At 66.1% G+C, this 26,479-nt stretch carries 26 protein-coding genes and 1 tRNA gene; 17 read left to right on the top strand and 10 right to left on the bottom strand.

Features of this window, described 5'->3' with window-relative positions; all coding sequences use genetic code 11:
* Window positions 1-44: 44 nt before the first annotated feature.
* Together CXY72_RS10250 and CXY72_RS10245 are read left to right on the top strand one after the other, a co-directional pair.
* Window positions 45-4,004: a Pls/PosA family non-ribosomal peptide synthetase gene (locus CXY72_RS10250; RefSeq protein WP_104127584.1), complete on the top strand. Its 3,960-nt coding sequence runs from the start codon at window positions 45-47 to the stop codon at window positions 4,002-4,004.
* 18 nt (window positions 4,005-4,022) lie between these two features.
* Window positions 4,023-5,351, top strand: coding sequence for a M1 family metallopeptidase (locus CXY72_RS10245; RefSeq protein ID WP_104127583.1), 1,329 nt, complete (start codon window positions 4,023-4,025; stop codon window positions 5,349-5,351).
* Here CXY72_RS10245 and CXY72_RS10240 read toward each other — a convergent pair.
* Window positions 5,348-5,953: a 4'-phosphopantetheinyl transferase superfamily protein gene (locus CXY72_RS10240; RefSeq protein WP_104127582.1), complete on the bottom strand. Its 606-nt coding sequence runs from the start codon at window positions 5,951-5,953 to the stop codon at window positions 5,348-5,350. The genes CXY72_RS10245 and CXY72_RS10240 overlap by 4 nt on opposite strands.
* A 62-nt stretch (window positions 5,954-6,015) precedes the next feature.
* On the opposite strand from CXY72_RS10240, the gene CXY72_RS10235 reads away from it, so the two are divergent.
* From CXY72_RS10235 to CXY72_RS10225, 3 genes are all read left to right on the top strand, one after another.
* Window positions 6,016-7,032 (top strand): magnesium and cobalt transport protein CorA, encoded by a 1,017-nt coding sequence (locus tag CXY72_RS10235; protein ID WP_104127581.1) that lies wholly within the window; start codon window positions 6,016-6,018, stop codon window positions 7,030-7,032.
* 79 nt (window positions 7,033-7,111) lie between these two features.
* Window positions 7,112-10,888: an AAA family ATPase gene (locus CXY72_RS10230; RefSeq protein WP_233197755.1), complete on the top strand. Its 3,777-nt coding sequence runs from the start codon at window positions 7,112-7,114 to the stop codon at window positions 10,886-10,888.
* Window positions 10,885-11,103 (top strand): hypothetical protein, encoded by a 219-nt coding sequence (locus CXY72_RS10225; RefSeq protein ID WP_104127580.1) that lies wholly within the window; start codon window positions 10,885-10,887, stop codon window positions 11,101-11,103. The genes CXY72_RS10230 and CXY72_RS10225 overlap by 4 nt, the downstream gene beginning before the upstream one ends.
* A 3-nt stretch (window positions 11,104-11,106) precedes the next feature.
* On the opposite strand, the gene mscL is transcribed toward CXY72_RS10225, so the two are convergent.
* The 3 genes from mscL to CXY72_RS10210 all read right to left on the bottom strand — a co-directional run bounded on the left by mscL (window position 11,107) and on the right by CXY72_RS10210 (window position 12,635).
* Entirely contained in the window at window positions 11,107-11,583 is a 477-nt protein-coding gene (gene mscL, locus CXY72_RS10220; protein ID WP_233197754.1) for a large conductance mechanosensitive channel protein MscL, read from the bottom strand.
* 4 nt (window positions 11,584-11,587) lie between these two features.
* On the bottom strand, window positions 11,588-11,950 hold the full coding sequence (locus CXY72_RS10215) for an FmdB family zinc ribbon protein (protein WP_104127579.1): 363 nt from the start codon (window positions 11,948-11,950) through the stop codon (window positions 11,588-11,590).
* Between the two features lie 106 nt (window positions 11,951-12,056).
* Window positions 12,057-12,635, bottom strand: coding sequence for a 5-formyltetrahydrofolate cyclo-ligase (locus tag CXY72_RS10210; RefSeq protein WP_104127578.1), 579 nt, complete (start codon window positions 12,633-12,635; stop codon window positions 12,057-12,059).
* Between the two features lie 34 nt (window positions 12,636-12,669).
* Between CXY72_RS10210 and galU the strand changes: the two genes are divergently transcribed.
* The 4 genes from galU to CXY72_RS10190 all read left to right on the top strand — a co-directional run bounded on the left by galU (window position 12,670) and on the right by CXY72_RS10190 (window position 15,461).
* Window positions 12,670-13,563 (top strand): UTP--glucose-1-phosphate uridylyltransferase GalU, encoded by an 894-nt coding sequence (gene galU, locus CXY72_RS10205; RefSeq protein ID WP_104127577.1) that lies wholly within the window; start codon window positions 12,670-12,672, stop codon window positions 13,561-13,563.
* Window positions 13,564-13,613: 50 nt separating this feature from the next.
* Window positions 13,614-14,273, top strand: coding sequence for a GNAT family N-acetyltransferase (locus tag CXY72_RS10200; RefSeq protein ID WP_104127576.1), 660 nt, complete (start codon window positions 13,614-13,616; stop codon window positions 14,271-14,273).
* A 105-nt stretch (window positions 14,274-14,378) separates the two neighbouring features.
* Window positions 14,379-15,320 (top strand): hypothetical protein, encoded by a 942-nt coding sequence (locus CXY72_RS10195; protein WP_104127575.1) that lies wholly within the window; start codon window positions 14,379-14,381, stop codon window positions 15,318-15,320.
* A 65-nt stretch (window positions 15,321-15,385) separates the two neighbouring features.
* Window positions 15,386-15,461, top strand: a tRNA-Ala gene (locus tag CXY72_RS10190).
* Between the two features lie 57 nt (window positions 15,462-15,518).
* Here CXY72_RS10190 and CXY72_RS10185 read toward each other — a convergent pair.
* Window positions 15,519-16,325: an IclR family transcriptional regulator gene (locus CXY72_RS10185; protein WP_233197762.1), complete on the bottom strand. Its 807-nt coding sequence runs from the start codon at window positions 16,323-16,325 to the stop codon at window positions 15,519-15,521.
* Window positions 16,326-16,526: 201 nt separating this feature from the next.
* Here CXY72_RS10185 and CXY72_RS10180 point away from each other — a divergent pair, with 201 nt between their 5' ends.
* Window positions 16,527-17,243: a CoA transferase subunit A gene (locus CXY72_RS10180; protein ID WP_104127573.1), complete on the top strand. Its 717-nt coding sequence runs from the start codon at window positions 16,527-16,529 to the stop codon at window positions 17,241-17,243.
* Window positions 17,244-17,257: 14 nt separating this feature from the next.
* Window positions 17,258-17,905 carry a CoA transferase subunit B gene (locus CXY72_RS10175; RefSeq protein ID WP_104127572.1) on the top strand — a complete coding sequence of 216 codons (648 nt, stop codon included), beginning with the start codon at window positions 17,258-17,260 and terminating at the stop codon, window positions 17,903-17,905.
* A gap of 56 nt (window positions 17,906-17,961) precedes the next feature.
* On the opposite strand, the gene CXY72_RS10170 is transcribed toward CXY72_RS10175, so the two are convergent.
* Genes CXY72_RS10170 through CXY72_RS10165 form a run of 3 tightly spaced genes read right to left on the bottom strand, consistent with a single transcriptional unit; the run spans window position 17,962 to window position 19,140 of the window.
* Window positions 17,962-18,177, bottom strand: a complete 216-nt coding sequence (locus tag CXY72_RS10170) for a hypothetical protein (protein WP_104127571.1) — start codon at window positions 18,175-18,177, stop codon at window positions 17,962-17,964.
* Complete coding sequence (locus CXY72_RS20655; protein ID WP_370446250.1) at window positions 18,158-18,319, bottom strand: hypothetical protein; 162 nt, start codon at window positions 18,317-18,319, stop codon at window positions 18,158-18,160. The genes CXY72_RS10170 and CXY72_RS20655 overlap by 20 nt, the downstream gene beginning before the upstream one ends.
* The gene (locus CXY72_RS10165) at window positions 18,316-19,140 is read right to left on the bottom strand and encodes a serine protease (RefSeq protein ID WP_370446249.1); all 825 of its coding nucleotides are present in this window, start codon (window positions 19,138-19,140) and stop codon (window positions 18,316-18,318) included. The genes CXY72_RS20655 and CXY72_RS10165 overlap by 4 nt, the downstream gene beginning before the upstream one ends.
* A 166-nt stretch (window positions 19,141-19,306) precedes the next feature.
* Here CXY72_RS10165 and CXY72_RS10160 point away from each other — a divergent pair, with 166 nt between their 5' ends.
* A complete protein-coding gene (locus CXY72_RS10160) occupies window positions 19,307-20,770 on the top strand; it encodes a cell wall metabolism sensor histidine kinase WalK (protein WP_158252539.1) in 1,464 nt (487 codons plus the stop codon).
* Window positions 20,767-21,423 carry a response regulator transcription factor gene (locus CXY72_RS10155; RefSeq protein ID WP_104127569.1) on the top strand — a complete coding sequence of 219 codons (657 nt, stop codon included), beginning with the start codon at window positions 20,767-20,769 and terminating at the stop codon, window positions 21,421-21,423. Before CXY72_RS10160 ends, CXY72_RS10155 begins: the two co-directional genes overlap by 4 nt.
* 29 nt (window positions 21,424-21,452) lie before the next feature.
* Here the strand turns inward: CXY72_RS10155 and CXY72_RS10150 are convergent, their stop codons facing one another.
* Together CXY72_RS10150 and CXY72_RS19535 are read right to left on the bottom strand one after the other, a co-directional pair.
* Entirely contained in the window at window positions 21,453-21,959 is a 507-nt protein-coding gene (locus CXY72_RS10150) for a hypothetical protein (RefSeq protein ID WP_104127568.1), read from the bottom strand.
* Window positions 21,960-22,089: 130 nt separating this feature from the next.
* Window positions 22,090-22,572, bottom strand: coding sequence for a hypothetical protein (locus CXY72_RS19535; RefSeq protein ID WP_158252538.1), 483 nt, complete (start codon window positions 22,570-22,572; stop codon window positions 22,090-22,092).
* A gap of 265 nt (window positions 22,573-22,837) precedes the next feature.
* Between CXY72_RS19535 and CXY72_RS10140 the strand changes: the two genes are divergently transcribed.
* The 4 genes from CXY72_RS10140 to CXY72_RS10125 are packed head-to-tail and all read left to right on the top strand — an operon-like array spanning window position 22,838 to window position 26,479.
* Window positions 22,838-23,035: a 5-oxoproline transporter, DUF979 family subunit gene (locus tag CXY72_RS10140; protein ID WP_146071136.1), complete on the top strand. Its 198-nt coding sequence runs from the start codon at window positions 22,838-22,840 to the stop codon at window positions 23,033-23,035.
* 38 nt (window positions 23,036-23,073) lie between these two features.
* Window positions 23,074-24,147, top strand: a complete 1,074-nt coding sequence (locus CXY72_RS10135) for a DUF2891 family protein (RefSeq protein ID WP_104127566.1) — start codon at window positions 23,074-23,076, stop codon at window positions 24,145-24,147.
* Between the two features lie 4 nt (window positions 24,148-24,151).
* Window positions 24,152-24,910, top strand: coding sequence for a LamB/YcsF family protein (locus CXY72_RS10130; protein WP_104127565.1), 759 nt, complete (start codon window positions 24,152-24,154; stop codon window positions 24,908-24,910).
* A gap of 3 nt (window positions 24,911-24,913) precedes the next feature.
* Window positions 24,914-26,479: a 5-oxoprolinase/urea amidolyase family protein gene (locus CXY72_RS10125; RefSeq protein WP_104127564.1), complete on the top strand. Its 1,566-nt coding sequence runs from the start codon at window positions 24,914-24,916 to the stop codon at window positions 26,477-26,479.

The raw sequence follows: 26,479 nt of genomic DNA, 5'->3' as shown, positions 1-26,479 counted from the left end.
TCGCGGCGTGCCGTACAAGTGCCACGACCTGAACGAGGAGTCGTGTGAGCGAGCACCAGTACAGCCCAGCGGGCGACAGCGGGCATACCCAGGCTGTACTCGTGGCGGGCCACCGGGCAAAGCCCGCCCGCACCCTGGTCGACATCCTTTCGCAGACCGCGGCGCAGCATCCCGATGCCCTGGCCCTGGAAGACGCGGCTGGCACCATCAGCTATCGCGGCATGCTGCAGCGCGTGCAGGCCCAGGCGAACGCGCTGAGCCTGGCCGGAGTGCGCCGAGGGGACACCGTGGGCATTCGCATTCCCTCCGGTACGCGCGACCTGTATGTGTCGATTCTGGCCACGTTGTTCGTGGGGGCCGCCTACGTTCCAGTCGACGCCGACGACCCGGAAGAACGCGCACGGCTGGTCTTTGCCGAGGCCCATGTGGTCGGCATCATCGGGGAGAGCAGTTTTTTTGCGCCGCGCGCGGGCCTCGACCTGCAGTCGCTCCGGGGACGCCCCGTGTCGCCGCACGACGACCCGGCGTTGGTCTTTCCGGATGGCAGCATTCCCACGCCCGGCGATGACGCATGGATCATCTTCACCTCCGGCTCGACGGGCTTACCCAAGGGCGTCGCGGTCACGCATCGTTCAGCGGCCGCCTTTGTAGACGCCGAGGCCGGACTGTTCCTGCGCGACGAGCCGATTGGCACCAGCGACCGGGTTCTGGCCGGCCTGTCCGTGGCCTTCGACGCGAGCTGCGAAGAGATGTGGCTGGCCTGGCGCAACGGCGCCTGCCTGGTGCCGGCCCCGCGCTCCCTGGTGCGCAGCGGTGCCGACCTTGGTCCCTGGCTGATCGCCCACGGCATCACCGTCGTCTCGACCGTGCCAACCCTCGCCGCACTCTGGCCGGAAGAATCACTCGAGGCAGTGCGGCTGCTGATCTTCGGCGGCGAGGCCTGCCCGCCCGAACTGGTCGCCCGCATCAATGCCCGTGGCCGGGAAGTGTGGAACACCTACGGCCCCACCGAAGCGACCGTCGTGGCCTGCGGCGCACTCGTCGACGGTGTCGGTGAGATGCGCATTGGCCTGCCGCTTGACGGCTGGGACCTCGCCGTCGTCGACGCCCACGGCAACCGGGTCGCCGAGGGAGAGACCGGCGAGCTCATCATCGGCGGCGTGGGTCTGGCCCGTTACCTCGACGCCGAGAAAGACGCCGAGAAGTATGCTCCGCACGACGAGCTCGGCTGGCGCCGCGCCTACCGTAGCGGCGACCTCGTGCGTTTCGACCGAGCCGGTCTGGTCTTCGCCGGCCGCGCCGACGACCAGGTGAAACTCGGCGGGCGACGTATCGAGCTCGGCGAAGTGGATGCCGCCCTAAGCGTCCTCGACGGAGTGGCCGGCGGTGCCACCGTGGTGCAGACCACCCCTGCCGGCAACCACGTTCTGGTCGGCTACATCGCCCTTGCGACCGCCGGAACGCCCTTCGACCGGCAGGCCGCAATTGCCAGACTGCGGGAAGAACTGCCCGCCGCGCTCGTGCCGCTGCTCGCCATTGTCGATGCGCTACCCACCCGCACCTCGGGCAAGGTCGACCGGGCGGCATTGCCGTGGCCATTGCCCGCCTCCCAGCCCGGGTCGGACGACGATGCTGGGGCGCTGTCACCGACGGCGGCCTGGCTGGCGGAGGCATGGGCTTCGATTTTAGGGGTGCCGGTGACCGGGCCCGACGATGATTTCTTCGCCCAGGGCGGCGGCTCGCTCTCGGCCGCCCAATTCGTGTCGGCCGTGCGCATCCGCCACCCCGAAACCACCGTCGCCGATTTGTACGACCACCCGCGGATCGGGTCGCTCGCCGAGGAACTCGACGCCCGCACCCCCGTGACACCGCCGGCAGTACGGCAGGTGGTGCCGACGCCTGCTCGCAGCCAATTCGCACAGACAGTGCTCGGCATTCCGCTGCATGTGCTGAGCGGCGCCCGCTGGCTGGTTTACCTCGCCATCGCCAACAATCTGCTCAGCCTGGCCGGCGCAACCTTCGGCCCGACCCTGTCGTGGTGGTGGGTGGCGCTTGGATTTGTGCTGTTCGTGACCCCGCCCGGCAAAATGCTCATCGCCGTCGTGGCGGCCCGACTGTTGCTGCACGACGTGATGCCTGGAAACTATCCGCGGGGCGGGTCCGTGCACTTGCGACTGTGGCTGGCCGAGCAGATCGCGCTGCTCGTCGACGCGGCGAGCCTCGCCGGGGCGCCCTGGATCAGTTACTACGCGCGGGCTCTCGGCGCTGAGATCAGCTCCGACGTCGACCTGCACTCGTTGCCCCCGGTTACCGGGCTGCTCACCATCGGCGCCCAGGCCTCGATCGAACCCGAGGTCGACCTGGCCGGGCACTGGATCGACGGAGACGTGCTGCGCATCGGTCATGTGCATGTCGGTGCCGATGCCCGGATCGGTTCCCGCAGCACCCTACTCGGGGGCGCCCACGTTGGCAACGGCGCCGAGGTTGAACCCGGTTCCGTAGTCTCGTCGCGTGTACCAGCCGGGGAGCGGTGGGCCGGTTCCCCTGCTCACCGCGTGGGGTCGGGCCGCCGCCCGTGGCCGGCTGAACGTCCGCCGCGTGCTAGTCGCTGGCTCGGCGCCTTCGCGGCCGGATCGGTGGCGATGACCGCCATCCCCACGATCGCAATCGTGCTCGGCGCGCTCATCGTCGGCGTCGCTGTCGGCAATGCCGATAACCTCGGCGTTGCCGTGCTACGCGCGGCCCTGATCATGCCGGTAGCCGTCGTTGTCGGCGGGCTCGCCTACGCGCTTTTGGTGATTGCCTTCGTACGCGGGCTCGGAGTGGGCCTGCGGGAGGGCTACTATCCGGTGCGCAGCCGCATCGGCTGGCAGGTCTGGATGACCGAACGTATCCTCGACGGCGCCCGCACCGTGTTGTTTCCGGTCTACGCGAGCCTGCTCACGCCCACCTGGCTGCGGCTGCTCGGGGCTAAAGTCGGTGCCGATGTCGAGGCATCGACCGTGTTGCTGCTGCCCTCGCTGACGACCATCGCGCCAGCCGCATTCCTCGCCGACGACACCATGGTCGCCTGCTACGAACTCGGCGGCGGCTGGATGCACATCGGGCCCGCCAAGGTAGGCCGCCGGGCTTTTCTCGGCAACAGCGGCATGGCCGGCCCCGGCCGCACCGTGCCGCGCAACGGGCTGGTCGCGGTGCTTTCGTCGACACCTCGCAAGGCCAAACGCGGCTCGAGCTGGCTCGGCAACCCGCCGGCCCGCCTGCGCCGCAGGCAAACGGATGCCGACGACTCGCGAACCTTCCACCCTCCCGTTCGCCTGAAAGTGGCCCGGTCGCTGTGGGAACTACTGCGCATCGTCGCCGGCTTCACCACCGCGTGGATCGCGCTGCTGGTGCTCGCACTGCTGGACCTGCTATGGCTGCAGCTCGGCCTCGGCGCGGCGATCGGCCTCTCGGGTGTGGTCATGCTCACGGCCGGCGCGGTGGCTGCCGGCGTCACGACGGTGGTCAAGTGGACGCTGGTCGGGCGCATCGACGCGTCGGAGCATCCGCTCTGGTCCTCATTCATCTGGCGCAACGAGGTCTCGGACAGCTTCGTCGAGATGGTAGCCCGACCCTGGTTCGCGGAGAAAGCTTCAGGCACACCGGCGCTCGCCGTATGGCTGAGCACCCTCGGTGCCACCGTGGGAAAGGGCGTCTGGTGCGAAACGTACTGGCTGCCCGAAGCTGATTTGGTGCGGCTGGGCGCCGGCAGCACGGTGAACCGCGGCTGTGTCGTGCAGACCCACCTGTTTCACGATCGCATCATGCAGCTCGACGCGGTCGTGCTCGCCGAAGGAGCCACGCTCGGCCCGAACGGAGTCATCCTGCCGGCGGCGTCCATCGATGCCGGGGCGACGGTCGGGCCCGGCTCTCTCGTGATGCGCGGCGAACGAGTACCGCCCGGTTCGCTCTGGTCGGGCAACCCGATCACGCCGTGGCACCAGCCGCCGTGGGATCGTTGAGCAAGGAATAGTAAGACGATGGCTCAGACTGAACGCACGACCTACGGCTCGATTAGCGCTGGCGACCCCTATATTCCCACCGGCGGCAATGGCGGCTACAGGGCGGAACATTACGACCTGAACCTCTCCTATCGGGTAGCCACCAACCGCTTGAACGCGACCGCGATCATCACCGCACGCGCCCTCATGCCCCTCGACCGGTTCAGCCTCGACTTCGCGGGGCTGAGCATCGAAAAAGTACTGGTGAACGGTGTGCGGCCGTCCAAGGTGACGCACTCGTCACGCAAACTCGTCATCAGTCCCGCCACGACGATCGCGGCCGAGGCCGTGTTCGAGGTGATGGTGCGTTATCGCGGGGCGCCGCATCCGGTGCGCAGCGCCTGGGGTGACGTGGGCTGGGAAGAACTCGATGACGGCGTGCTCGTCTCCGGGCAGCCCTGTGGTGCCGCGTCCTGGTTTCCGTGCAACGACCATCCGAGCGACAAGGCCACCTATCGCATCGAGATCGCCTGCGAATCGGCCTATACCGTGGTGTCGAACGGGGTGCTCTCGAGTCGGTCGAGCCGCTCCGGCCGTACCAGCTGGACCTTCGATGTGCGCGAGCCGATGGCGACCTATCTCGCCACAGTGCTGATCGGCCGCTACCGCCGCCGCGACCAGGCCGACGCTCCGGTCGCGTACAACCTGTACTTTCCCGCCCGACTCGCAACCCGTGTCGAAACCGACTTCGCCCGCCTCACCGAGATGATCGCGTTCTTCGCCGACCGGTTCGGGTCCTATCCGTTCGCGTCCTACTCCGTCGTCGTGACCGAGGACGAGTTGGAGATTCCACTCGAGGCCCACGGCCTGGCCATATTCGGCAGCAACCATGTTGACGGCAACCATGGTAGCGACCGCCTGATCGCCCATGAGCTGGCGCACCAGTGGTACGGCAACAGCCTGACCGTGGCCCGCTGGCAGGACATCTGGTTGCAGGAGGGTTTCGCGTGCTACGCGGAATGGCTCTGGGAGGAGCAGCGCGGTGGTCGCACGGCCGACGCCCTCGCGGTGCTGCACCGCGGCCGGGTGGCGGCACTGCCCCGCGACATCGTCGTCGGCGACCCCGGCCCGCACGCCATGTTCGATGACCGTGTCTACAAACGAGGCGCACTCGCCCTGCACGCCATTCGCAAATCTCTCGGTGACGAGGCCTTCTTCGCGGCACTGCGCGCCTACACGGCGGCTCGGCGACACGGGCAGGTCTCGACCGACGACTTCGTAGATTTCTTCTCCGAACACACCGGCAGTCGGGCGATCGGCGGCTTCGTCGCGCGCTGGGTGCAGCAGAGCGCGCTGCCGAGCCTCTAACGCACCGATATTCGTGGGGCCGCCCCGCCGAGCACGGCGAGTGTGCCGATCAGGCCGGGGCCGGCGTCGAAATTCGCCAAGTGCACCCGAGCCAGATCGAGGGTGGCCGTGGGCCAGTCCAGCAAAACGGATGCTCCCGCGCCAGTCCACCCCACCGTCACGTGCCGCGGGTCCACCGTCAGCCCTTCACCCGATAACTTGAGCAGCGCCTCCTTCGTCGTCCAGAGGCCCGCGCGCGCCCGATTGCGGTCGGAGAAAGGTATTTCGAACAGCGCCGCGCGCTCGAGCGCGTTGAAGGCCACGTCGTCGAACCCGGCGCGCCCGACGGCGCTGATGCTCTCGAGGTCAACACCGATCGGCCCGACCACCGATACGGCCACAACCATTGTGTCGCCGGCGCGGCTCAGACTCACGTGCACCCCGTCGGGTGCGAGTACGCGTGGGCGACCATGCGCTCCGCCGCAGCGCTCGCAGCGCTGCTGAACGATGACCGGGCCCGACGTCGGGCAGACCCGGGCAACGGCGGCGGCGAGTCGTGCGCGGTCCGTTTGGGGGAGCGGCGCGCGTGGAGCCAGAAAAAGGGAGACATCCGGTTGCGGCACCTTCAAACGTTACCGGGCGGTGGAGGCGAATGACACACTAGAAGATCGAACAAGGAGAGCCGATGGCGCTGGTTGATAACGCGGTTTACGTGGACGGGCACCGGGTATCCACCCCGCACACGCTCGACGAGACCTTTGAAGTTATGAAGCAGAACAAGGGTTTCGCCTGGATCGGCCTGTATCGGCCGAGCGAGCTGGAAGTGCGGGCAGTCGCCACCGAGTTCAGCCTGCACCATCTGGCCGTGGAAGATGCGCTCGCCGGCCATCAGCGATCGAAGATCGAACGGTACGGCGACATTTTGTTCGTGGTGCTGCGCCCGGCACGCTACATGGACGACGAGGAGCGCGTCGAATTCGGTGAGCTGCACGTTTTCGTCGGTCCGGATTTCGTGGTCACCATTCGCCACGCCGAATCGCCCGACCTCGCGCAGGTACGAGAACGCATGGAAAGCACCCCGCACCTGCTCGCCCTCGGCCCGGAGGCCGTGCTCTATGCCATCCTCGACCAGGTCGTCGACGAGTACGGGCCGGTCGTCGCCGGCCTCGAGAACGATATCGACGAGATCGAAGACCAGCTGTTCGACGGCGACCCCGAGGTGTCCCGCCGCATCTACGCCCTGTCTCGGGAGGTGATCGAGTTTCAGCGGGCCACCCAGCCGCTTGTCGGCATGTTCGAGTCGATGCAGCGTGGATTCGATAAGTACAACGTCGACCTCGAACTGCACCGGCACCTGCGCGACGTGCTTGACCACACCCTGCGCGTCGTGGAACGCGGTGACGCGTTCCGACAGCTGCTGCAGAGCGCCCTCACCGTGCACAGCACCCTGGTCGGGCAACGCCAGAACGACGAAATGCGACACCTGTCCGAGACCAGCCTGGCCCAGAGCGAAGAGGTCAAGAAAATCTCAAGCTGGGCGGCCATCCTATTCGCACCGACACTGGTGGGAACGATCTACGGCATGAACTTCGACCACATGCCCGAGCTTCACTGGGCACTGGGCTACCCCTTCGCCCTCGCCTTGATGCTCGCGATGGGCGTCACCCTCTACACGGTCTTCAAACGTCGGGACTGGCTGTGAGTGCCACGATTGCGTCTAAAACGCGCGAAACCCCGGCCGCCTCAGGGCAAACCGGTGTTTTCGCAATTAGGGTAGGCCTGTGTGGCACCTCGATAAAAAACAAGACGACGACGACGTGCTTTCCAAGTACCTGGGCGCCGTCCCTGTCGACCCGCAAAACGTGACCAGTCCACACAACCTCAGCCTGGGCGACCCGGCCTTCACGGCCGGGAATATTGCTGAGCCGGTCTGGCAGCGCTGGCGCGACGAACTCGCCGCGCTCGGCGGTCGTTCGCCGCTGCTGCACTTCACCGACGAGGCTCGCACCCGCATCGAACTCAGCGCCACGCACCCCGGCGGCCTGCCACAGTTCATCATCGGCAAGACCACCCTGTTGTCCAACCTCATTCGCGACGAGCTGGCGCTGCGCAACGCCCGTTTGGCCGCGAACGAGATCACCCAGAAGGGCATCGAACTGCGCTCCATGCGCGGCCTCGAATCGGTCAACCTCGCCATCGGCCTCGCCGAGTGGCGTTACCAAGACGTCGACTACAGTGCCCCGGTGCTGCTGCGTCCCCTCGCTATTCGCCGGTATGGACGCGACTACGAGCTCAAGCTCAAAGGTCAGCCCTTTCTCAACCCTGAGCTTGCCCGAGCCTTGAAGGACCAGTTTCAGATCGTGCTCGACGCCGACGCTTTCGTGGCGCTCGCCGTCACCAATGGTGCGTTCAAGCCGCAGCCGGTCATTGATCGGCTACGCGGGCTTACCTCGCACCTGCCCTGGTTCAATGTCGTACCGCGCCTGGTGGTATCGAGCTTCGCCGATGTCGGCCGGGCGCTGGCCGCCGATGCCTCATCGCTCGACCACCCTTTGCTCGACGCCGTTGCCGGTAACATGACCGCTCGGCGCAACATCGAGACCGCGTATAATCCGGTCGTACCGATCGGCCAAGACGCCCGTCCGCCCGCCACAGACACGCTGCTCGGTGACGCCGACTCCGAGCAGGAGAACGTCGTCGCGCAGATCGCGGCCGGCAACTCCCTCGTTGTGAAAACGCTGCCCGGCACCGGCGGCACCCAAACCATCGTCAACGCGATCGGCTCGCTCGTGGCCCAGCACAAGCGGGTGCTCGTGGTGAGCGCCCGCCGCTCCAGCCTCGATGGTATCCACGGCCGCCTCGTGCAAGTGGGTCTGCCCGGCATTGCCGTGACCCCGCGCACCCTGCGCCGCGACTTGATCCAGTCGATCACCCGAAACGAGCAAGCGGCCCAGCCGCGGGTCGGCGACGTCGATGACGCCCTGGTGCGCTTGCGTAAGGTGCTGCTCGACTACCGTTCGGCGCTCACTCGTCGCGACTCCGCTCTCGGTGTCTCTGTGCTCGACGCGCTGGGCGAACTGGCCCGGCTCGCCCAGCTGCCCGAGCCGCCGTCGACCACTGCTCGTCTCGACCGGCACGCTCTCGAGCTTCTCGCACATTCGCGGTCGGCCGCCGCGAACACCCTGATCAAGGCCGCTGTTCTTGGCGAGTTTCGGTACGGGCCCGGCGACTCGCCTTGGTACGGGGCCTCGTTCACCTCCACGGCGGATGCCTCCAACTCGCACCAGCTCGCTAAACGCATCAACCAGATCGAACTGCCGCGGCTGCTTGAACGCGCCAACGGCCTGATCGGTCAGACCCGGTTGCGCCCGTTCGAGACGATCAATGAACTCGGTATCTACCTGCGTCTGCTGCTGGATATTCGCGAAACCCTCGACAAATTTCAGCCCGGCGTCTACGACCGGTCTCTCACCGAGTTGATCGCCGCCACGTCATCGCGGCGCGAATCGTCTGAGATGAGTTCGGCCAGTCGGCGTCGGCTGCGCAAGCTCGCCGAGGAATACCAGCGCCCCGGCGTGCGGGTGACCGACATGAACGAGAGCCTGCGGCGCATCCAGGGCCAGCGCACGCTCTGGCAGCGCTATGCGGCCGCCGGTGTTACTCCGGAGGTGCCGGTGGGCATCAACGACGTGCACGTTGCATTTCAGCGAGTGTGGGAAGACCTCGGTCTGCTCGACATTCCGCTCGGCACCAGCGGTACGCCCCGAGCCCTTGCCGGGCGTCAGCTGAATGAGCTCGTCTCGATGATCTCCGGCCTCGCCGCTGAGAGCGAGGTGCTCGCGAACCTGCACGAGCGCACAGCGCTGCTGGCGACGTTGCGCGAGCACAACCTCGACCCGCTGATGACCGACCTGTCCCAGCGCCACGTGTCGGAAGAGAACGTCGCCGTCGAGCTCGAGCTGGCCTGGTGGCAGTCCGTGCTCGAGATCATGCTTGCGAGCGACCGGGCACTGCTGGGCGCCAACACCCAGGTACTGGACCGCCTCGAGGCGGATTTCAAACTCGTCGACGAAGCGCACGCATCCGCTACCGGCAAGTTGCTGGCCTGGCTGCTCGCCGAAACGTGGAAGATCGGCGTCGTCGACTTTCCCGAGGAGGCGGACCAGTTGCGCCGCCTGCTGCGCGCCGACCGTGCCACCCCAGCCCGGCTCAATGAGGTTGCACCGCACCTCGGTCGAGTGCTTGCCCCGGTCTGGCTGGCCTCACCCTACGAAATCGCCGGAATCAGCGACCAGATCACGTTCGACACCGTGCTGCTGGTCGACGCCGGAGCCACGACCCTGGCCGAGAACGTCGGTGCGATTCGCCGTGGCCGACAGATCGTAGCGTTCGGCGATCCGGTCACCCAGACGCCGTCCGCCTTCGAAACCGGCATTGCCGGCTCGGGGGACACCGCCGCGCCTGACGCATCGGTGGACGCCCTGCACGCCGATTCTGCCCTGGCCCGTCTCGGCGAGTTGCTGCCGACTCTCACCCTCACCCGCAGCTACCGGGCTGGCGGTGAGGATCTCGCCGAGCTGGTCAACCACCGCTTCTACGGCGGACGCATCGACTCCCTGCCCTGGGCCGGAAGTTATCTCGGCCACGGAAGCCTCACCATCAACTATGTGGCCGGCGGCCGCGGCATGCCCGACGCCGATAGCGGCGCCATCGAGAGCGTCGACGCGGAGGTCGTTAAGGTCGTCGACCTTGTGCTCGACCACGCCTCAAAGCGTCCGCGCGAATCGCTCATGGTGATCACCGCAAGCACCCGGCATGCCGTGCGGGTGCAGCAGGCCGTGCTCGCGGCGTTTGCCAAGCGCACCGACCTCTCCGATTTCATTCTCAAAGACCGCAGCGAACCGTTCACCGTACTCACCCTCGAGCAGGCTGTGGCACAGAGCCGCGACCGCGTCATCTTCTCGATCGGCTACGGCCGCACCCCGCACGGTCGTCTGCTGTCGAACTTCGGTTCCCTCGGTGAACCCGGTGGTGAACGCCTGCTCGCGATCGGCATGACCCGTGCACGTCGCGCGCTGGACATCGTCTCCTGCTTTCGCCCCGCCGACATTGACGAAGACCGCCAGCGTCACGGTATCCTCGCCCTGTCTCAGGTTCTCAGCGAGACCGAAGCTCGTCGTGACGAGGTGCTGGTTCCCGACGCGAGCGAAGCCATGCTGGTCGATCTCGGCAAGCGTCTCGAAAAGCTCGGTCTCAGTGTGCGCCTCGGCCACCGTGGCAAGCTCGCCCTGGCCGCGTCTTACGGAACCCGCGCGATCGTGGTCGAAACGGATGCCGTCGTCAATCGGGCCAGCCTGCGCGAGTCGTTGCGGCTGCGCCCTGAGGTGCTGCGCCGGCTCGGCTGGCACTACCTGCGCGTGCATAGCTTCGAACTCTTCAGCAACCCCGACGCCGTTGCGGCACGCGTGGCCGCAATCGCTGGTGTTCCGCTAGCGGATGCCCGGCCCTTTTCGACCGGCGACGCCTCCACCATCACCCCGAAACGTCCGGGCGCGTGAGCGGTTCGGAGGCTAAGCCGCCCCTCGGATCGACCCGCCAGCCCATCGTGAAGTCTGGCGGCACGGCTCGGCGCGCGAAGCTGCTGCCAGCACCGGATACCGACCCGAACCCGCACCCGCCGGTGCTCCGCGAAGAGGGGGGCGTGGCGCACACCGGAAGCGCGCCCAGCGCGAACGAGGCACAGCTGCGGCAGGATCGCCCACCACACTGGTAGCTGCTAGTGCTTGGGACCCTGCTCGGCTGCAGCGTTCTTGGCCAGCAGGTCGCGGATCTCCGTGAGCAGATCGAGTTCGGTGGTGGGATCGGCCACGACGGCGGAGGGTACGCCCGCAGCGCGACGACGGTCTTGGGCCTCCTTGAGCTTGTTCAGCGGCAGCACGATCACGAAGTAGACGACCGCGGCGATCAGCAGAAAGTTGATGAGCGCGCCGATGACGGCGCCGAACAGGATCTTGTCGCCACCGGGAAGGGTCAGGGGGAGGGCCTGCGCGAGCGATTCGGCTTCGAAGATCGAGGCGATGAGCGGGTTGAAGATATTGACGACGATGGCAGTGACGAGCGCGGTGAACGCCGTGCCGATGACGACGGCCACGGCGAGATCGATGACGTTGCCACGCATGATGAATTCTTTGAAACCATTGATCACGGGGTGCTCCAAACGGATGACTTGGGAAACCGTCTTTGCCAGCGCCATCTACCTAAGACGCCTTCGCGGTCGGAACTGAGGATGACGACGAGGGCGACGCGCTGTCTTTCTTCGCCGGCGTGCTGTCGGACTTCTTTTCGGATTTGCTCTCAGCAGGCTTGCTCGACGTCGAGTCGGCCTTGTCGGCAGACTTTTCGCTCGGCTTGCGGTCGAGATTCGGGTTGGACTGCTTCGAATCCGACTTCGAGTCGTTGCTGTAGAAACCGGAGCCACTGAAGGTCACGCCGATCGACGAGAACACCTTGCGCAGCTTTCCCTGGCAGGTCGGGCACACCGTGAGCGAGTGGTCGGTGAAGGCCTGCTGGATATCGAAAGCGGTGTCGCACGCGGTGCAACGGTAAGAGTAGGTAGGCACTGCATCTCCAGCTGGTTGGGCCAGCAGGCAAACGCCTGCCAACACTAAGGTTATGCGCGCACAGGCCCCCGCAGGTTCAGAACCGGGGTCACAGGCGCTAAAACGATTAGAAAGCGATGATTCGGGTCGGCGTTATGAGGCCGTTCACAGCCTGGTCGTGCACCTCGCGGGGAACTTCGTCGAGGTATTCGCTGTCGAAGACCATGGCGTACACCGGAGGGCATTTCTCCATCGAGCCGAGGGTCTTGTCGAAGTAACCGCGGCCCCAGCCCATGCGCAGTCCCGATTCGTCCACGGCTGCCGCTGGAACAATGATGAGGTCGACATCATTGATGGCGATTGGTCCGAGCAGGGTTCCCACGGCTTCCGGTACGCCGGAAATTCCGGTGAATTCTTCGTCGCCGTCGCCGACGGTCCAATCGAGCAGGCCGTCTTCGCGTGAAATCGGAAACAGAATACGGATGCCCTCTGTCGTAGCCCAGTTGAGAAAAGGTCGGGTATCGGGTTCATTGTGGGCTGACAGGTAGCAGGAGATCGACCGCGCAGACAGGTCGAGAACGAGGCTTTGCAGATTTTCCGTGAAACCGGCCGTGGCGAAGTCGCGCTCCGAGGAGGTCAGGTTCTGACGGCGTTCGCGTAATTCCGCTCTGAGCGCACGCTTTCGATGAGCTATGTCGGAGTACATATAAGGCATCCTACTTGCCACTAACCTAGTGCCCATGGGTACCCCGATAACTAAAGCCGTCATTCCCGCAGCTGGCCTGGGAACACGTTTCCTGCCAGCGACCAAGGCCATGCCGAAAGAGATGCTGCCGGTCGTTGATAAACCGGCTATTCAGTACGTCGTTGAAGAGGCTGTTGCGGCTGGGCTCAGCGACGTGCTCATGGTTACCGGGCGTAACAAGAACGCCCTGGAGAACCATTTCGATCGCATGACCGAGCTGGAAGCACTGCTGGAACGCAAGGGGGACCAGACCCGGCTCGCCAAAGTGCGTGAATCCAACGAGCTCGCCGACATCCACTATGTGCGGCAGGGCGACCCGCGCGGACTCGGCCACGCCGTGTTGCGCTCGCGCATGCACGTGGGAAACGAGCCGTTTGCGGTGCTGCTCGGTGACGACATCATCGACTCCCGCGACCCGCTGCTGACCCGCATGCTGGCAGAACAGGTCAAGCGTGGCGCCAGCATCGTTGCCCTGCTCGAGGTCGACCCCGCGCAGATTCATATGTATGGAGCAGCTGCGGTCGAAGCGACCGATGACCCCGACGTCGTGCGCATCACCGGCCTTGTCGAGAAACCCAGCCGCGAAGACGCCCCCTCCAACCTCGCCATCATCGGCCGTTACGTATTGCGCCCCGAAGTTTTCGATATTCTAGAACACACGGCGCCCGGCAAGGGCAACGAAATCCAGCTCACCGACGCCCTGCAGGAGATGGCCGTCAACCCGGACTCCACCGGCGGCGTGTACGGCCTCATCTTTCGTGGGCGTCGTTACGACACCGGCGACCGGCTCGACTACATCAAGGCCATCGTGCAGCTCGCCGTCGATCGTGAAGATCTCGGTGCCGACCTCAAGCCCTGGCTCCGCGAATTCGTCGCCACGCTCGATTAACGATCTTCTCCGCTCCACCCAGCTTCCAACCCACGACAGACAGGCAAACCGTGCCAATCGCAATCCCGACCCTCCGCGAGGGGGCAGTCACTCTGCGTCCCATACGATTGCGCGATTCGCGCGCTCTCGAGGGCGAACTGCTGGCGAACCGCGCATGGTTGCGCAAGTGGGAGGCCACTAACCCGTACGCACCGATGTCTTTCGACACGCGCGCGAGCATCCGCAGCCTCCTGACGCATTCGCGATCGGGCAACGGCCTGCCGTTCATCGTGGAACAAAACGGCGAACTGGCCGGTCAACTCAACGTGTCGTCGATCACCTGGGGATCGCTGTCGTCGGCCACGATCGGCTACTGGGTGAGTGAAAAGTTTGCCGGCCAGTCGGTCACCCCCACGGCCGTGGCGCTCGCGACCGACTACTGCTTCTACGAGCTCGGCCTACACCGAATAGAAATTTGCATCCGTCCCGAGAACAAAGCCAGCCTGCGCGTCGTCGAAAAGCTCGGCTTTCGGTATGAAGGCCTGCGCCGACGGTATATCCACATCAACGGAGACTGGCGCGACCATTTCTGCTTCGGCCTGATCGCCGAGGAACTCAGCCAGGGCGTCATGCGGCGTTGGCAGGATGGCCTGGTACCAGAGGCTGCCGCGAGCGTCACCGCGGCAGATTTGGAGTCGGCCGCGCATCCGGTGCGTGTCATCACCCGATGACGGCGACGAACCACCCTGTTTGGGGGCGGAATCAGTATATTAACTTGGGTGACACACCGAGAGTAATCCTCGGCGGATGTGCCCGCGCCTCTTACCGTTGTCAACATGAGTAGTGAGGCATTGGGTGGCGGGGTCATGGTGGCGGTGGCTGCTGTGCTCTGGGTTGCGTACTTGATGCCCACCTGGTCGCGCCGCAAGCAGTTTCAGGCAACCGAACGAAATGCGGTGCGATTGCAGCAGACACTGCGTATTCTGGCCGAAACTGCCGAGGTTCCGCAGCAAGTGCGACTTGAAGCGAACGCCCGCACCGTCGCCGAGCAGCAACGGGTTCTGGCGAGGGCCGAGCAATCGGAGCGGGCGGAAGCGCAGGCGAAAGCGGATGCCGCCAGCGACGTTCGCCGCGCCGCCGCCGCTGTGGCAGCCGCAGCCGCGCCGCGCCTCCCGGAGTCGCCTATGCAGAAACTTCGGCGTCTTCGTCGCTTTCGTCGCGTGGTCTCGCTCATTCTGCTGACCGGTTTCGTGCTGGCAGTGTCGGGGATCGTTCCCGCTCTGGCCGGTTCGTTCTCCGCGCTGGTTAGCGGCGCAGTCGTCATGATTGCCGCGTTCGGCATTCTCGAAAGACTGGCCACGGTCGCCCGCTCGGCGCGGATCGTTCGCGTCGAAGCCCGGGTGGAGCTGTCCGTGCCGATCCGGCAAACTTTTGAGCCCGTGCAACTGGAAGAGTCTCCGGCCGCCGCTGCCACCTGGACGCCGCAACCCGTGCCGCGAGCGCTGCACCTCTCGCGCGGCTCCATCGCGCAGACGGCGATGGCATCCGTTGAAGCGGCCAACCAACTGCGCCGGGCAGCCGCTGTAGCGGAGGTTGCCCGTCGTGCCGCCGCGCTCGCGGAGGAGGCCAACCGGGTGGTCACGCCGATCGCGCGGCCCGTCGTCGCGGCGACTGCTGCTGCGGTGCCCAGCCGATTCGCGTCGATGGGTATCGTCGGCGAAACAGCCCCAGGTATGACCGACCTCGACGCCGTGCTGCGGCGCCGTCGCGCGGTCTAATCGCCGACTCGCGCTCGAGGCGGCAAAACTGTCGGCCAGCCCGTGATATTCTTCAAAGGCAGTTTGGGGCTATGGCGCAGTTGGTAGCGCGTCTCGTTCGCAATGAGAAGGTCAGGAGTTCGAATCTCCTTAGCTCCACCACACTGTGAGAAAAGTCCGGGCCTCGGCCGGGAATTTTCTCATTTCCCGCCCAGGCCGCTAGGCGATCGGTGGACGTTGCAGGGTCTGGGTGATGCGGCTGGCTTCGTCGAGGAGCAGCTGGCCGAGAATCCTCTGCCGCTCGGGCTTGAACCGTGGCTCGATGCCGGTGAGTGAGAGCGCCCAGCCGGGGCGGCCGCTGCGGTCGAAGATCGCGGCGCCCATGCCCCAGCTGCCCTCCAGAACGAGTCCGGGATTCACCGCGTAGCCGGTTTCCCGGGTGCGTTCGAGATTAACGCGGATGCTGGCGGGGGAGTGCTGATCGCCCCAGCGAGCCGTGAAATCCGCGGTGTCATCGAGGAGGGCATCCACTTCAGCCGCGGGCAGGTAGGCCAGAATGGCCAGTCCAGCGGATGCGATCCCCAGCGGAAAACGCACCCCCTCATGCAGCACAAAGGAGCGGATGGGAAAGCTGCCCTCTTCACGGAGCAGGCACACGGTTTCGGCGCCGCGCCGGATCGAGAGGAACGCGCTCTCCCCGGTCTCTTCGGCCAGACGCACAAGGCTCGGCCGGGCGAGCTCTTCGATCGGGTAGCGGGCAGCGGCAACGGTTCCCATGACGAAGACCTCGGGGCCGTAGTGCCAGGTGTGCCGCACGGCATCGTGGTCGAGCAGGCCCTCGGCAGCCAGCGACGTGAGCAGCCGGTGCACGGTAGGCCGGGTCAGGCCGGAATCGCGCACGATCTCGGCCAGGGGAGTGCCGGCCGAGTTGCGCCCGATCAGGCGCAACAGCAGGGCTATGCGGGTGACGACCTGAGCGCCCTGTACGGGCTGTGCCAGCGGTAGTGGTGGGCCGCCGCGTGCCATCTGCGTCTCACGTGTGGGCTGCTGAGCGACCATAACGATGCCTCTGTCCATAATGTGGATGATTCGCAGCCTACTGTTCACGGAGTGGAGTCGCAAGATGATAGTGATTGACAGGGTCTGTCTGCTCTGAATATCATGACGTAAAGAAGTGGTGTCCACGGAGTGGACAGCACTCTCGACACCGCTCAAGGAGGAGACAGTATGTCCAAGGTTCAGGCCAGCGCGAGCACGGCGCTGCACGACGTTCTGCGCGATGGGATGGTTCTCGCGGTCGGCGGATTCGGGCTCAGCGGAATCCCGGCCGATCTCATCGACGCGGTGCGGGCATCCGGTGTGAAAGATCTCACGGTCGTGTCGAACAATATGGGCGTCGACGGCAAAGGCCTGGGCGTGTTGCTCGAGGCCGGGCAAGTGCGCAAGGTCATCGCCTCGTACGTGGGTGAGAACAAGCTGTTCGCCGAACAGTTTCTGGCCGGCGTGCTCGAGGTTGAATTCAGCCCCCAGGGCACCCTCGCCGAGCGGCTGCGGGCCGGGGGCGCTGGTATCCCTGCGTTTTATACCAAGACGGGCGTCGGCACGCTGATCGCCGAGGGCAAGCCGCTTGCCGACTTCGATGGTGAAACCTACCTTCAGGAACGCGGCATCGTCGCCGACGTGGCGCTGGTCAAGGCCTGGCGCGCTGACACTCTCGGCAATCTCGAATACCGGTTCACCGCTCGCAACTTCAACCCGGTTGTCGCCACCGCCGGTATCGTGACCATCGCTGAGGCCGAGGTGATCGTAGAGCCCGGCGACATCGATCCGAACCACGTCATCACCCCCGGTGTCTACGTGCAGCGCCTCATCCAGGCCTCAGCCCGGGTCAAAGACATCGAACAGCGCACCGTGCGCAGCCGCCCCGTGCTGGCCAGCTTGTAGTAGAGGAGAAAACCATGGCTTGGACCAGAGATGAAATGGCCGCCATCGCGGCGCAGGAACTCAGTGACGGTGACTACGTGAACCTCGGCATCGGCATCCCGACGCTCGTGGCCAACAATCTGCCTCAAGGCATTCACGTGACGCTGCAGAGCGAGAACGGATTGCTCGGCATGGGGCCGTTCCCGTGGGAGGGCGAGGAAGACGCCGACCTCATCAACGCCGGCAAACAGACCGTCACGATGCTGCCGGGGGCGGCGATCTTTGACTCGGCAACCTCGTTCGGCATGATCCGTGGCGGTCACGTGAAGGTCGCCATCCTCGGCGCCATGCAGGTTTCGGAGCTGGGCGACCTCGCCAACTGGACCATTCCCGGTAAAATGGTCAAGGGCATGGGCGGCGCGATGGATCTCGTGGCGGGCAGTCCGCGCGTAGTGGTGCTGACCGAACACGTCGCGAAAGATGGGACGCCGAAAATCGTCACCGAGTGCACCCTGCCCCTGACTGGCGTGCGTGTTGTCGATCGCATCATCAGCGACACGGCCGTCTTCGACGTGACGCCGACCGGCCTGGTGTTGCGCCAACGCGCCCCCGGCGTGAGCCTGCAGGATATCGAAGACACCACCGAGGCCGCGTTCACGGTCGGGGAAACTGCTCTGGTCTAGTCGTCAGATCAATCGCGGAAAGCCCCGTCCATGTCTCGGACGGGGCTTTCCGCGATTCAGGATTCCGTCGGCGGAAGATCCGCGTCGTCCGTGCGCGTGGCCTCCGGGGTGGCGGTTGCGTCGTCGAGCTCGCGCGATCCGTCGGGGTTCAGACGGATTATGCGCGGCCGGGCCGCTCGCATCTGTTCCTCAGTCCATACAGCGGCATCGGAATCGAGGCGCCGCCGGGCAACCGGGTTCGCGTCGCTCGGGTCAGGCGGATGCAGCGACATAGGTGTTCTCGATGACCGACCCCCAGTAAGGACCGAACATGGTGTCCGCGATGTTGTTATAGCCGAAGCTGTTGACCGAGTTCTGCAGGCCAGTAGAACCGCTGCCGATCATCCACGGGCCGCCCGACGATCCGCCGGTCATGTTTTGCAGGGGATGCCTTGCGACTGGCTCTGGCCGTAGGGGTCAGGGGTGGCAGTGCCATAGCAGGACTGCAGGGTCTCACCGTTGAACGGCGCGGCTGCCGGGTAGCCATAGGCGGTGTACGTGAGGCCACGGCTCTGGTTGAACGTGACGCCCGACGCGCCGACGGTGTCGCTCAATGACACGCCGGTGAGTGAGGACACGATGGCGAAGCCGGCGTCATAGCTGATGTCACCGCTGGTGCTCCACTGGGTGGGAGCGTACAGCTCGGTGGCATTCCACTGGCCGAACGGTGCCGAGCCGTTTTCATAGGCCGGCACGAAAGTGAGCCGTGACGCGAAAGCGCCGGGGCCTTCGTTGATGCAGTGCCCGGCGGTGACGACCGTGTTCTCATTTACAGCCGAGACGGAGTTGCCGGAACACACGTAGTCGGTACCGCCGAGGGTGAAGAAGACTTTACCGATGTGGGAGATGGGGGAGACTCGAGAGGCCGTGGGCGACTGCTCGGGGTCGGCCTTCTGCGGGGCTACCAGAGAGGTCGCCCCGGCAGTAACGGCGCCGATCGCCCCGGCCACGACGTTGTCCTGCACCAAGACCTCTCCTGGTATGGCGGACTGCATGCGCTCCGATGTCCAGTAGTCGCCGCCCTGCTGCGTTTGCGGGACGATCCAGCGGTCGACATCTACCGAGGAAGACGTAATAACGGCCCCCGGCACACTGGCAGCGGAGGCTGCGCCGGTCGACAAGAACCCGCCAGCACTGACCAACGTACCGATCAAAAGCGCCGAGAGAACGCCGGTCTTAACTTTGCTACGCATCATGTGCTTCACTCCAGTTATCCATCACATCCAGCGAACGGATTTACCGCCAGTATCAATACAGTATTTGGCAGTGATCGCGTTATCTACCCTTTATGGGCGCAGCCTACATGGGGTGCATCTTTCGTTCGGATGCTCGACCAACCGCGGCACCCGCCATACTGAGTTCATGTCGGACCGGATCGGTGTGCGCGCGCGGCGACGAAGCCCCGCGTTGTCAGTGCGCGTGCGCATTCTGGCCGCGATTCTGCTCGTGACCGCGGCCGGACTGGCGATCGCCGGAACAACCGCCTACCTGGTGCAGCGCGAGCGCACATTGATCGAGATCGACGCGGTGCTCACCGACACCGTTGACGACGCGCGTATCGTCGCCGCAGATTCGGCAGCCGTCGATGTGCGCGGCGCGCTGCGTGCTGTCATCGCCGGAGTGCGTCCGGCTACCAACGAAAGCACCCTCGCCGTCATCGACGGGGTGGCGGCGCTGGAACCGCGTGCCGTCGATTTTCGGCTGGCCGATGATGTGCTTGTTGCGCGCAGCGTGGCGGAAACGGCCACGGGCGAGGTCGTGCTCGGCACCGTTACTGCGTCGGGCCGGCTGCTGCGTTACGTCTTCGTTCCGGTCTCCGTCGATGGCGATCCGGCGCGGGGCACGTTCATTGCCGCCTTTGATATCAACGCCGAACTGCGGCCGGTGTCCGAGGCGTCCCGCACCTATCTTTTCGTGGGCCTCGCGACCCTGATGGTCGTCGGGCTGGTCGGCTGGGTCGTGGCCGGGCGCCTGCTGCGCCCGATTCGTGGCCTGCGCGAAGCGACCGCGCGCATCACCGCGTCGGATGTGAGCGAACGTATCCCCGTCGTGGGCCACGATGACGTATCGGCGTTGACCTCGACCGTGAATGAGATGCTCGACCGCCTGCAGGGAGCGCTCACCGGGCAGCGCCAGCTGCTTGACGATGTCGGTCACGAGTTGAAGACGCCGATCACCATCGTGCGCGGGCATCTCGAGCTGATGAATTCCAGTAGCGCGGCCGATGTCGCGGCCACCCGCGACCTCGCGATCGACGAACTCGACCGCATGGGTGGCCTCGTACGCGATATCTCCGCTCTGGCACAGGTCGAACGGTCGGCGCTCGCCCAACGCTACCCCGCCGATATCGCCGCGCTGGTCGAACGGGTGCGCCAGAACGCGGGCGCACTCTCGGCGCACAGCTGGGTCACCACGGAGACGGCCGACGTGGTCGTGGCCGTCGACGCCGCCAAGCTGACGCAGGCGCTGCTGCAACTGGCCGCCAACGCGGTCACCCACGGCGCGCCGACCGGAGCGATCGAGCTCGGCAGCGCCCTCACACTGGATGCCGCCGGCCAGCCGCGCCTGCAGCTCTGGGTGAGCGATCACGGCCCGGGCGTCAGCGACGAACTGCTGCCGCGCATCTTCGACCGGTTTCAGCGAGGAACTCGCGGACGTGGGCCGGCCGGCTCCGGCCTCGGCCTGGCCATCGTCGCGGCCATCGCCGAGGCGCACGGCGGGACCGTTCTAATCTCCCCGACCCCCGGCGGCGGCGCTACGTTCACCATCGACCTCCCCGCCGACTCGGCGCCTGCGACACCCGACCTGAAGGACATCCGCTTGTGAGCCGCATTCTGATCGCCGAAGACGAAGACCGCATCGCCAGTTTTATCGAGAAGGGCCTCGTCGCCGCCGGGTTCTCCACCGTGGTGGTGCGCACCGGAACAGACGCCCTCGACTACGCCATCACCGGCGGGTTCGACCTGCTGATTCTGGATATCGGGCTGCCTGGACTCGACGGCTACGAGGTGCTGCGCCAGCTGCGGGCCGACGGGTCGGAGCTGCCGGTGGTCGTGCTGACCGCTCGCGACTCGGCCGAGGACACCCTGGCGAGCCTCGAGGGCGGCGCCAACGACTACATGTCGAAACCGTTTCGGTTTGACGAACTGCTGGCGCGGGTGCGTCTGCGCATGGCGGAAGCCCCGCGCGAGACGAGCACCGTACTCAGCGTCGCCGGGCTGCAACTCGACCTGCGTACCCGACGGGCGACACTGGGGAACCGGCAGGTTGATCTCTCGGCCCGGGAATTCGCGCTCACCGAAGAATTTCTGCGCCACGCCGATCAGGTGCTGAGCCGGGAACAGCTGCTCAGCCGGGTCTGGGGCTACGATTTCGACCCCGGATCGAACATCGTCGACGTTTATGTGGGGTACCTGCGCGCCAAGTTCGGTGCGGAACGCATTGAGACGGTACGCGGAATGGGCTACCGACTCACCTGAGTCGACAGCCCATTCCGCGGCTGAGCGGGTTATTCGTGGTCGTTGCCGTGGCCCGAGTCGTCGCCGCTGTCCTCGTGGCCCGAGTCGTCACTTCTAGAATTGCTGTTGTCGTTGTAGTCATCGTGTCCGGAATCACTACCGCCGCCTGAGTTGCTGGAGTCGTCGACCGTGACCGCGTTGCCGGAGCCGGAGTTGCTGTCGACTCGTCCGTCGCTGTCGTCCGGGGCGTCGTTCACGTCGTCGGCGCCATGGCCGGAGCCAAGGCGTGCGTCGCTGTCGTCGGGGGCGTCGTTCACATCGTTACTGGTCGCATCATCGAACTGATCGTCGATACCGTTGCCGCTGCCGACGCGCCCGTCACTGTCGTCGGGGGCATCGGGCGTACCGGTAGCGGCGGGGCTGCTGCTCGACGTGCTGGTGGGCGCTACGACGTTCGGGGCGGTGTTCGCCTGGGCGGCGATCACGCCGACCGACATCAACCCGGCGAGGCCGAGGGTTGCGAGGGTGATGGTGTGCTTCTTCTTCATCTGGAACATGGGGTGGCCTTTCGTCTGCACCGGGTAAGCGGCGGATTGATTTCGTGGTGTCGATCTCCACGGGATCAATCAACCGCACGCCGATAAGACCGGCACGAGAACTGCATGAGAGCGCTCTCATGCATAAGGATCAGCCGCTTTTGCGGCCCGAACCGGAGCTTCCGCCGGAGTCGTCAACGCCGATATCGTCATCATGATCGGGGTTGTCACCGCCATGATCGTCCACGATGACGGGATCCTGAGCGGGAACGACTTCGGGGGCGGCGGTGGGGACGGTCGGTTCGGTGCCCGTCGAGTCGGTACCGGTCGGGTCGGTACCGGTCGAGTCGGTACCCGTTGGGTCGGTGCCGGTGGAATCGGTGCCGGTGGGGTCGGCGCTCGTCGGTTCGGTGCTCGTCGGTTCGGCGCTCGGCGTTGAATCCGGTGTCGCCGCCCCAGTGGATGCCCCGCTCGGCTGCACAGACACGGCCGGAATGCCGATGGATCGCCCCGGCTGCTCGGCGATCGCGAGCGAATCGGCCAGAACCGAAGCCAGGGCCACGAGCAGAACCGCCCCCACCCCCGCGCCGGCGATCCAGAGCAGCGGTCGAGCCCAGATGTTACGCGCGTTCATGAGGCCTCCCATCGACAATCCATTCCCTAGTGTGGCGGCCACAGCTAAGCCCGAACCAAGGCAATCGTGAGAATTCTCTTAGATTTGACGCGATCGAGCGAGCGGGGCCAGACGAAGTTACGGCCCAAGCTTGTAGGATTGTTGAACAATTCGGTAGGCTCTGCAAAACGCTGATCGGGCATCCGCTTCGACATGGCGAGCAATACCCCCGGTGATCACGGGTGTGTTTGGCGTACCCGGGCACGTGGGCGCTACTGGGAGAAATATGCTCATACTGATTGGTGTGTTCCTGATCATCGTGGGTATATTCCTGTTCTCGGTACTGATGGGCAATGGCTTCGCGGCATTACCGATCATGACCGCCGCGATCGGCTGGCCCGTAGGGGTGCAGATCTTCAACGGCAACCCGGCCGCCGTCTACGCCATCGGCATGCTGCCCGGCGTCACCGTTGCCCTGATCTAGTTTCTCGCTTTCTCAACCGCACAACGAAGTGGAGCACCATGCCCGACGCACCAACCGTTCTCGACTTACCCGCGCTACTGAGCGGGCTGGCCCCGACGTACGCCGACGTCGTCCTCGACAATCTGACCAGGCCGTATCCGCACTCAGCCCACCACACGACGCATTCAGCGGATGACCGACCAACGCCCGAGCAGATTCACCCGGTCTTCTACACCTCCTTCGACTGGCACTCCTGCGTGCACATGCACGCCCTGGGCGTGATGCTGCTCGAGCACGGCCTGGACAGCGAGCGGAACACCGCCCTCCGTCAGGCGATCGGTGCCAACCTCACGGCCGAGAAGCTGCGCGTCGAGGGCGCGTATCTGCTCGCCAACCCCAGTTGGGAACGACCATACGGCTGGGCCTGGCTGGTCCGGCTTGCGGCCACCTGCGCGGCGTCGACCGATGCCGAGATTCGTGGGTGGGCATCCGCTCTCAATCCGATCGTCGACATCGTGGCCGAACTGTTCATGGCCTGGGTGGGAAAAGCCCAATGGCCGGTGCGGCACGGTCTGCACACCAACTCGGCGTTCGGGCTCGGCCTGATGATCGACGCTTTTCGAACCCTCGACCGCGCCGACGCTGCGCTCGCCTGCGAAACCGCGGCACTCACCTGGTTCCACGCGGATGCCGACTGGCCCGGTGACTGGGAAATGAGCGGCCAGGACTTTCTCTCCGCCGGGCTGAGCGAGGCCGATCTGCTGCGCCGCGTACTTGCGCCCGAGCAATTCGTCGCCTGGTTCGCATCGTTCCTGCCCCGCCTGACGGCCGATTCGCGCATCGTGCGCCCGTTTGGGGTCACCGACGAGACCGACGGATATCTCGTGCACCTGCACGGACTGAACCTCTCCCGCGCCGGACAGGTGACGCGCATTCTCGCGGCGCTGGGCCAGACGCCGGAGTCGGCACCGGCAGTGGCGGCCCTGGACGCCGCCAGGGACCCCCTGCTTCGGGCCGGACTCGCAGCCGCAGTGGCGCCGGAGTTCATGTCCTCGCACTGGCTTGCAACCTTCGCCTGGGATGCGCTGTTATCGGCATCCGCACTGAAGCACCCGACCGATACGGCAGCATAGAACCATGGCAACCATCGATTTGAACAGCGACGTCGGAGAGTCCTTCGGCAACTGGACCTTCGGCGACGACGCCGCCATCATCGCCTCGGTCACGAGCGTCAACGTGGCCGGCGGGTTCCACGCCGGCGATCCCACGACTATTCGAGCGACCTGCGCCGCGGCCGCCGCGGCCGGCGTGACGATAGGCGCACACCCCGGTTACCGCGATCTGGCCGGCTTCGGCCGCCGTTTCATCGAGATGGATGCAGCCGAACTCAGCAACGATGTGATCTACCAGATCGGCGCCGTGCAGGCCCTCGCGCGCGTCGCCGGTACCGCGGTGCGTTACGTGAAACCGCACGGCGCCCTCTACAACACCATCGCTCACCACCCGGTGCAGGCGCAGGCCGTGGTCGACGCGGTGCTCGCCGTCGACCCGACGCTACCGCTGATGGTGCTGCCCAACAGCGACATCGAACGCCTCGCCCGGGCCGCCGGCCTGCGCACCGTGTCCGAGGCCTTCGCCGACCGCGCCTACAACCCCGATGGCAGTCTCGTGTCGCGCACGCTGCCGGGAGCCGTGCTGCACTCGGTCGAGGCGGTGACCGCACAGGTCGTGCGCCTCGCCCTCGACGGCACTGTGGTCGCCATCGACGGCTCGGTCATCGCCGTGCCTGCAGCGAGCATCTGCCTGCACGGCGACACCCCTGACGCGGTGCGCCTCGCCGCGGCGGTGCGTTCCGCTCTGCTGGGTGCCGGCGTCTCCACCGCTAGTTTCGTGTAGCGGATGCCCACCCGTATTCGATCCATCCGTCCGGTCGGCGACCGGGCCGTGCTCGTGCAGCTCGGCAACCTCAGCGAGGTGCTCGGGCTCTACGAAGCACTGCGCGAGTATCCACTGCCCGGCCAGGTGGACCTCGTCGCCGCGGCCGAAACCGTGCTGGTGACGGCCGACTCGACGGCATCCGCGCGCGGCTTTGCACAGCTGCTGCGCGCGATCGAACCGTACACGGTCGCCAGCGCGCACGAGGGGCTCGTGACCATCGACGTCATCTACGACGGGGACGATCTCGACGAAGTCGGCGAACTCACCGGCCTCGGCCCCGACGGCGTGATCGCGGCGCACACCGGGCAGCTGTGGACCGCAGCGTTCGGCGGTTTCGCCCCCGGCTTCGCGTACCTCGTCGGCGACGACCGCCTGCGGGTCGCCCGACGCAGCACTCCGCGGGGGGCCGTGCCGGCCGGTTCGGTGGCGCTCGCCGACGCCTACTCGGCGGTCTATCCGCGGGTCACTCCCGGTGGCTGGCAGCTGATCGGCCGCACCGATGCTGCCCTGTGGAACCTCGACCGCGACCAGCCGGCCCTCATCCAACCCGGCAGTCGGGTACAGTTTCGCGCCGTGCGTGAGTTCGTGCGCGCCGCGCCGACGGCCATCGGGACCGACGTCGTCGACCTCCCGGCCGACCTCGTCGTCATACAACCCGGGCCGCAGACCACCGTGCAGGATCTCGGCCGCCCGGGCCTGGCCCACCTCGGCGTGGCCGGCGCCGGCGCCCTCGACCGCGGAGCCCTGCGCCGTACCAACCGGCTGGTCGGTAACCGCGCCTCCGCCGCCGTACTCGAAAACGCCCTCGGCGGCCTCGTGCTCGACGCGCGCACCGAGCAGGTTCTCGCGGTAGCGGGGGCATCCGTTCTCATCACGATCGACAGAACGGATGCCGCCGCCCGCGTCGTGCCCACCGACGCGCCGTTCGCGCTGCACGTCGGCGAACGGCTGACCCTCGACGCCCCCGTGTCGGGCGTGCGCAGCTATGTCGCCGTGCGCGGCGGCTTCGACCTGCCGCTCGTGCTCGGCAGCCGCTCGAGCGACTCGATGTCGGGCATCGGGCCGGCGCCGCTCCAAGCCGGCACCCCACTGCGCGTGCTGCCGGCGCCGCCAACGAGCGTGGTCGGTGCCGCTGAACCCGCGGTCGACGCGCCGGCCGCGGTGACCGTGCTGCGCTACATCCCCGGCCCCCGCGCCGACTGGTTCAGCGCCGACACGCTCGCTGATTTCGACCGTATCCTCTGGGCCGTCACCGCGCAGTCCAACCGCATCGGTCTGCGCCTCAACGGGCCAGCCCTCGAACGCGTGCGCGGCGGCGAACTGCCGAGCGAGGGCACCGTCTCCGGCGCCATCCAGCTGCCCGCCTCGGGCCTTCCGGTGTTGTTCCTCGCCGACCACCCGGTCACCGGCGGCTACCCGGTACTCGGCGTGGTGCTGCATACCGACCTGGACAAGGCGGCTCAACTCGGCACCGGCGCACGCATCCGCTTTCTCGCCATCACCCCTGAAACCCTGAACGAAAGCTGA

It is taken from the genome of Cryobacterium sp. Y57, from assembly GCF_002929505.1.
Classification (GTDB): Bacteria; Actinomycetota; Actinomycetes; order Actinomycetales; family Microbacteriaceae; genus Cryobacterium.
The sequence above is the reverse complement of the archived record's forward strand: the minus strand, read 5'-3'. Positions and strand labels throughout refer to the sequence as shown.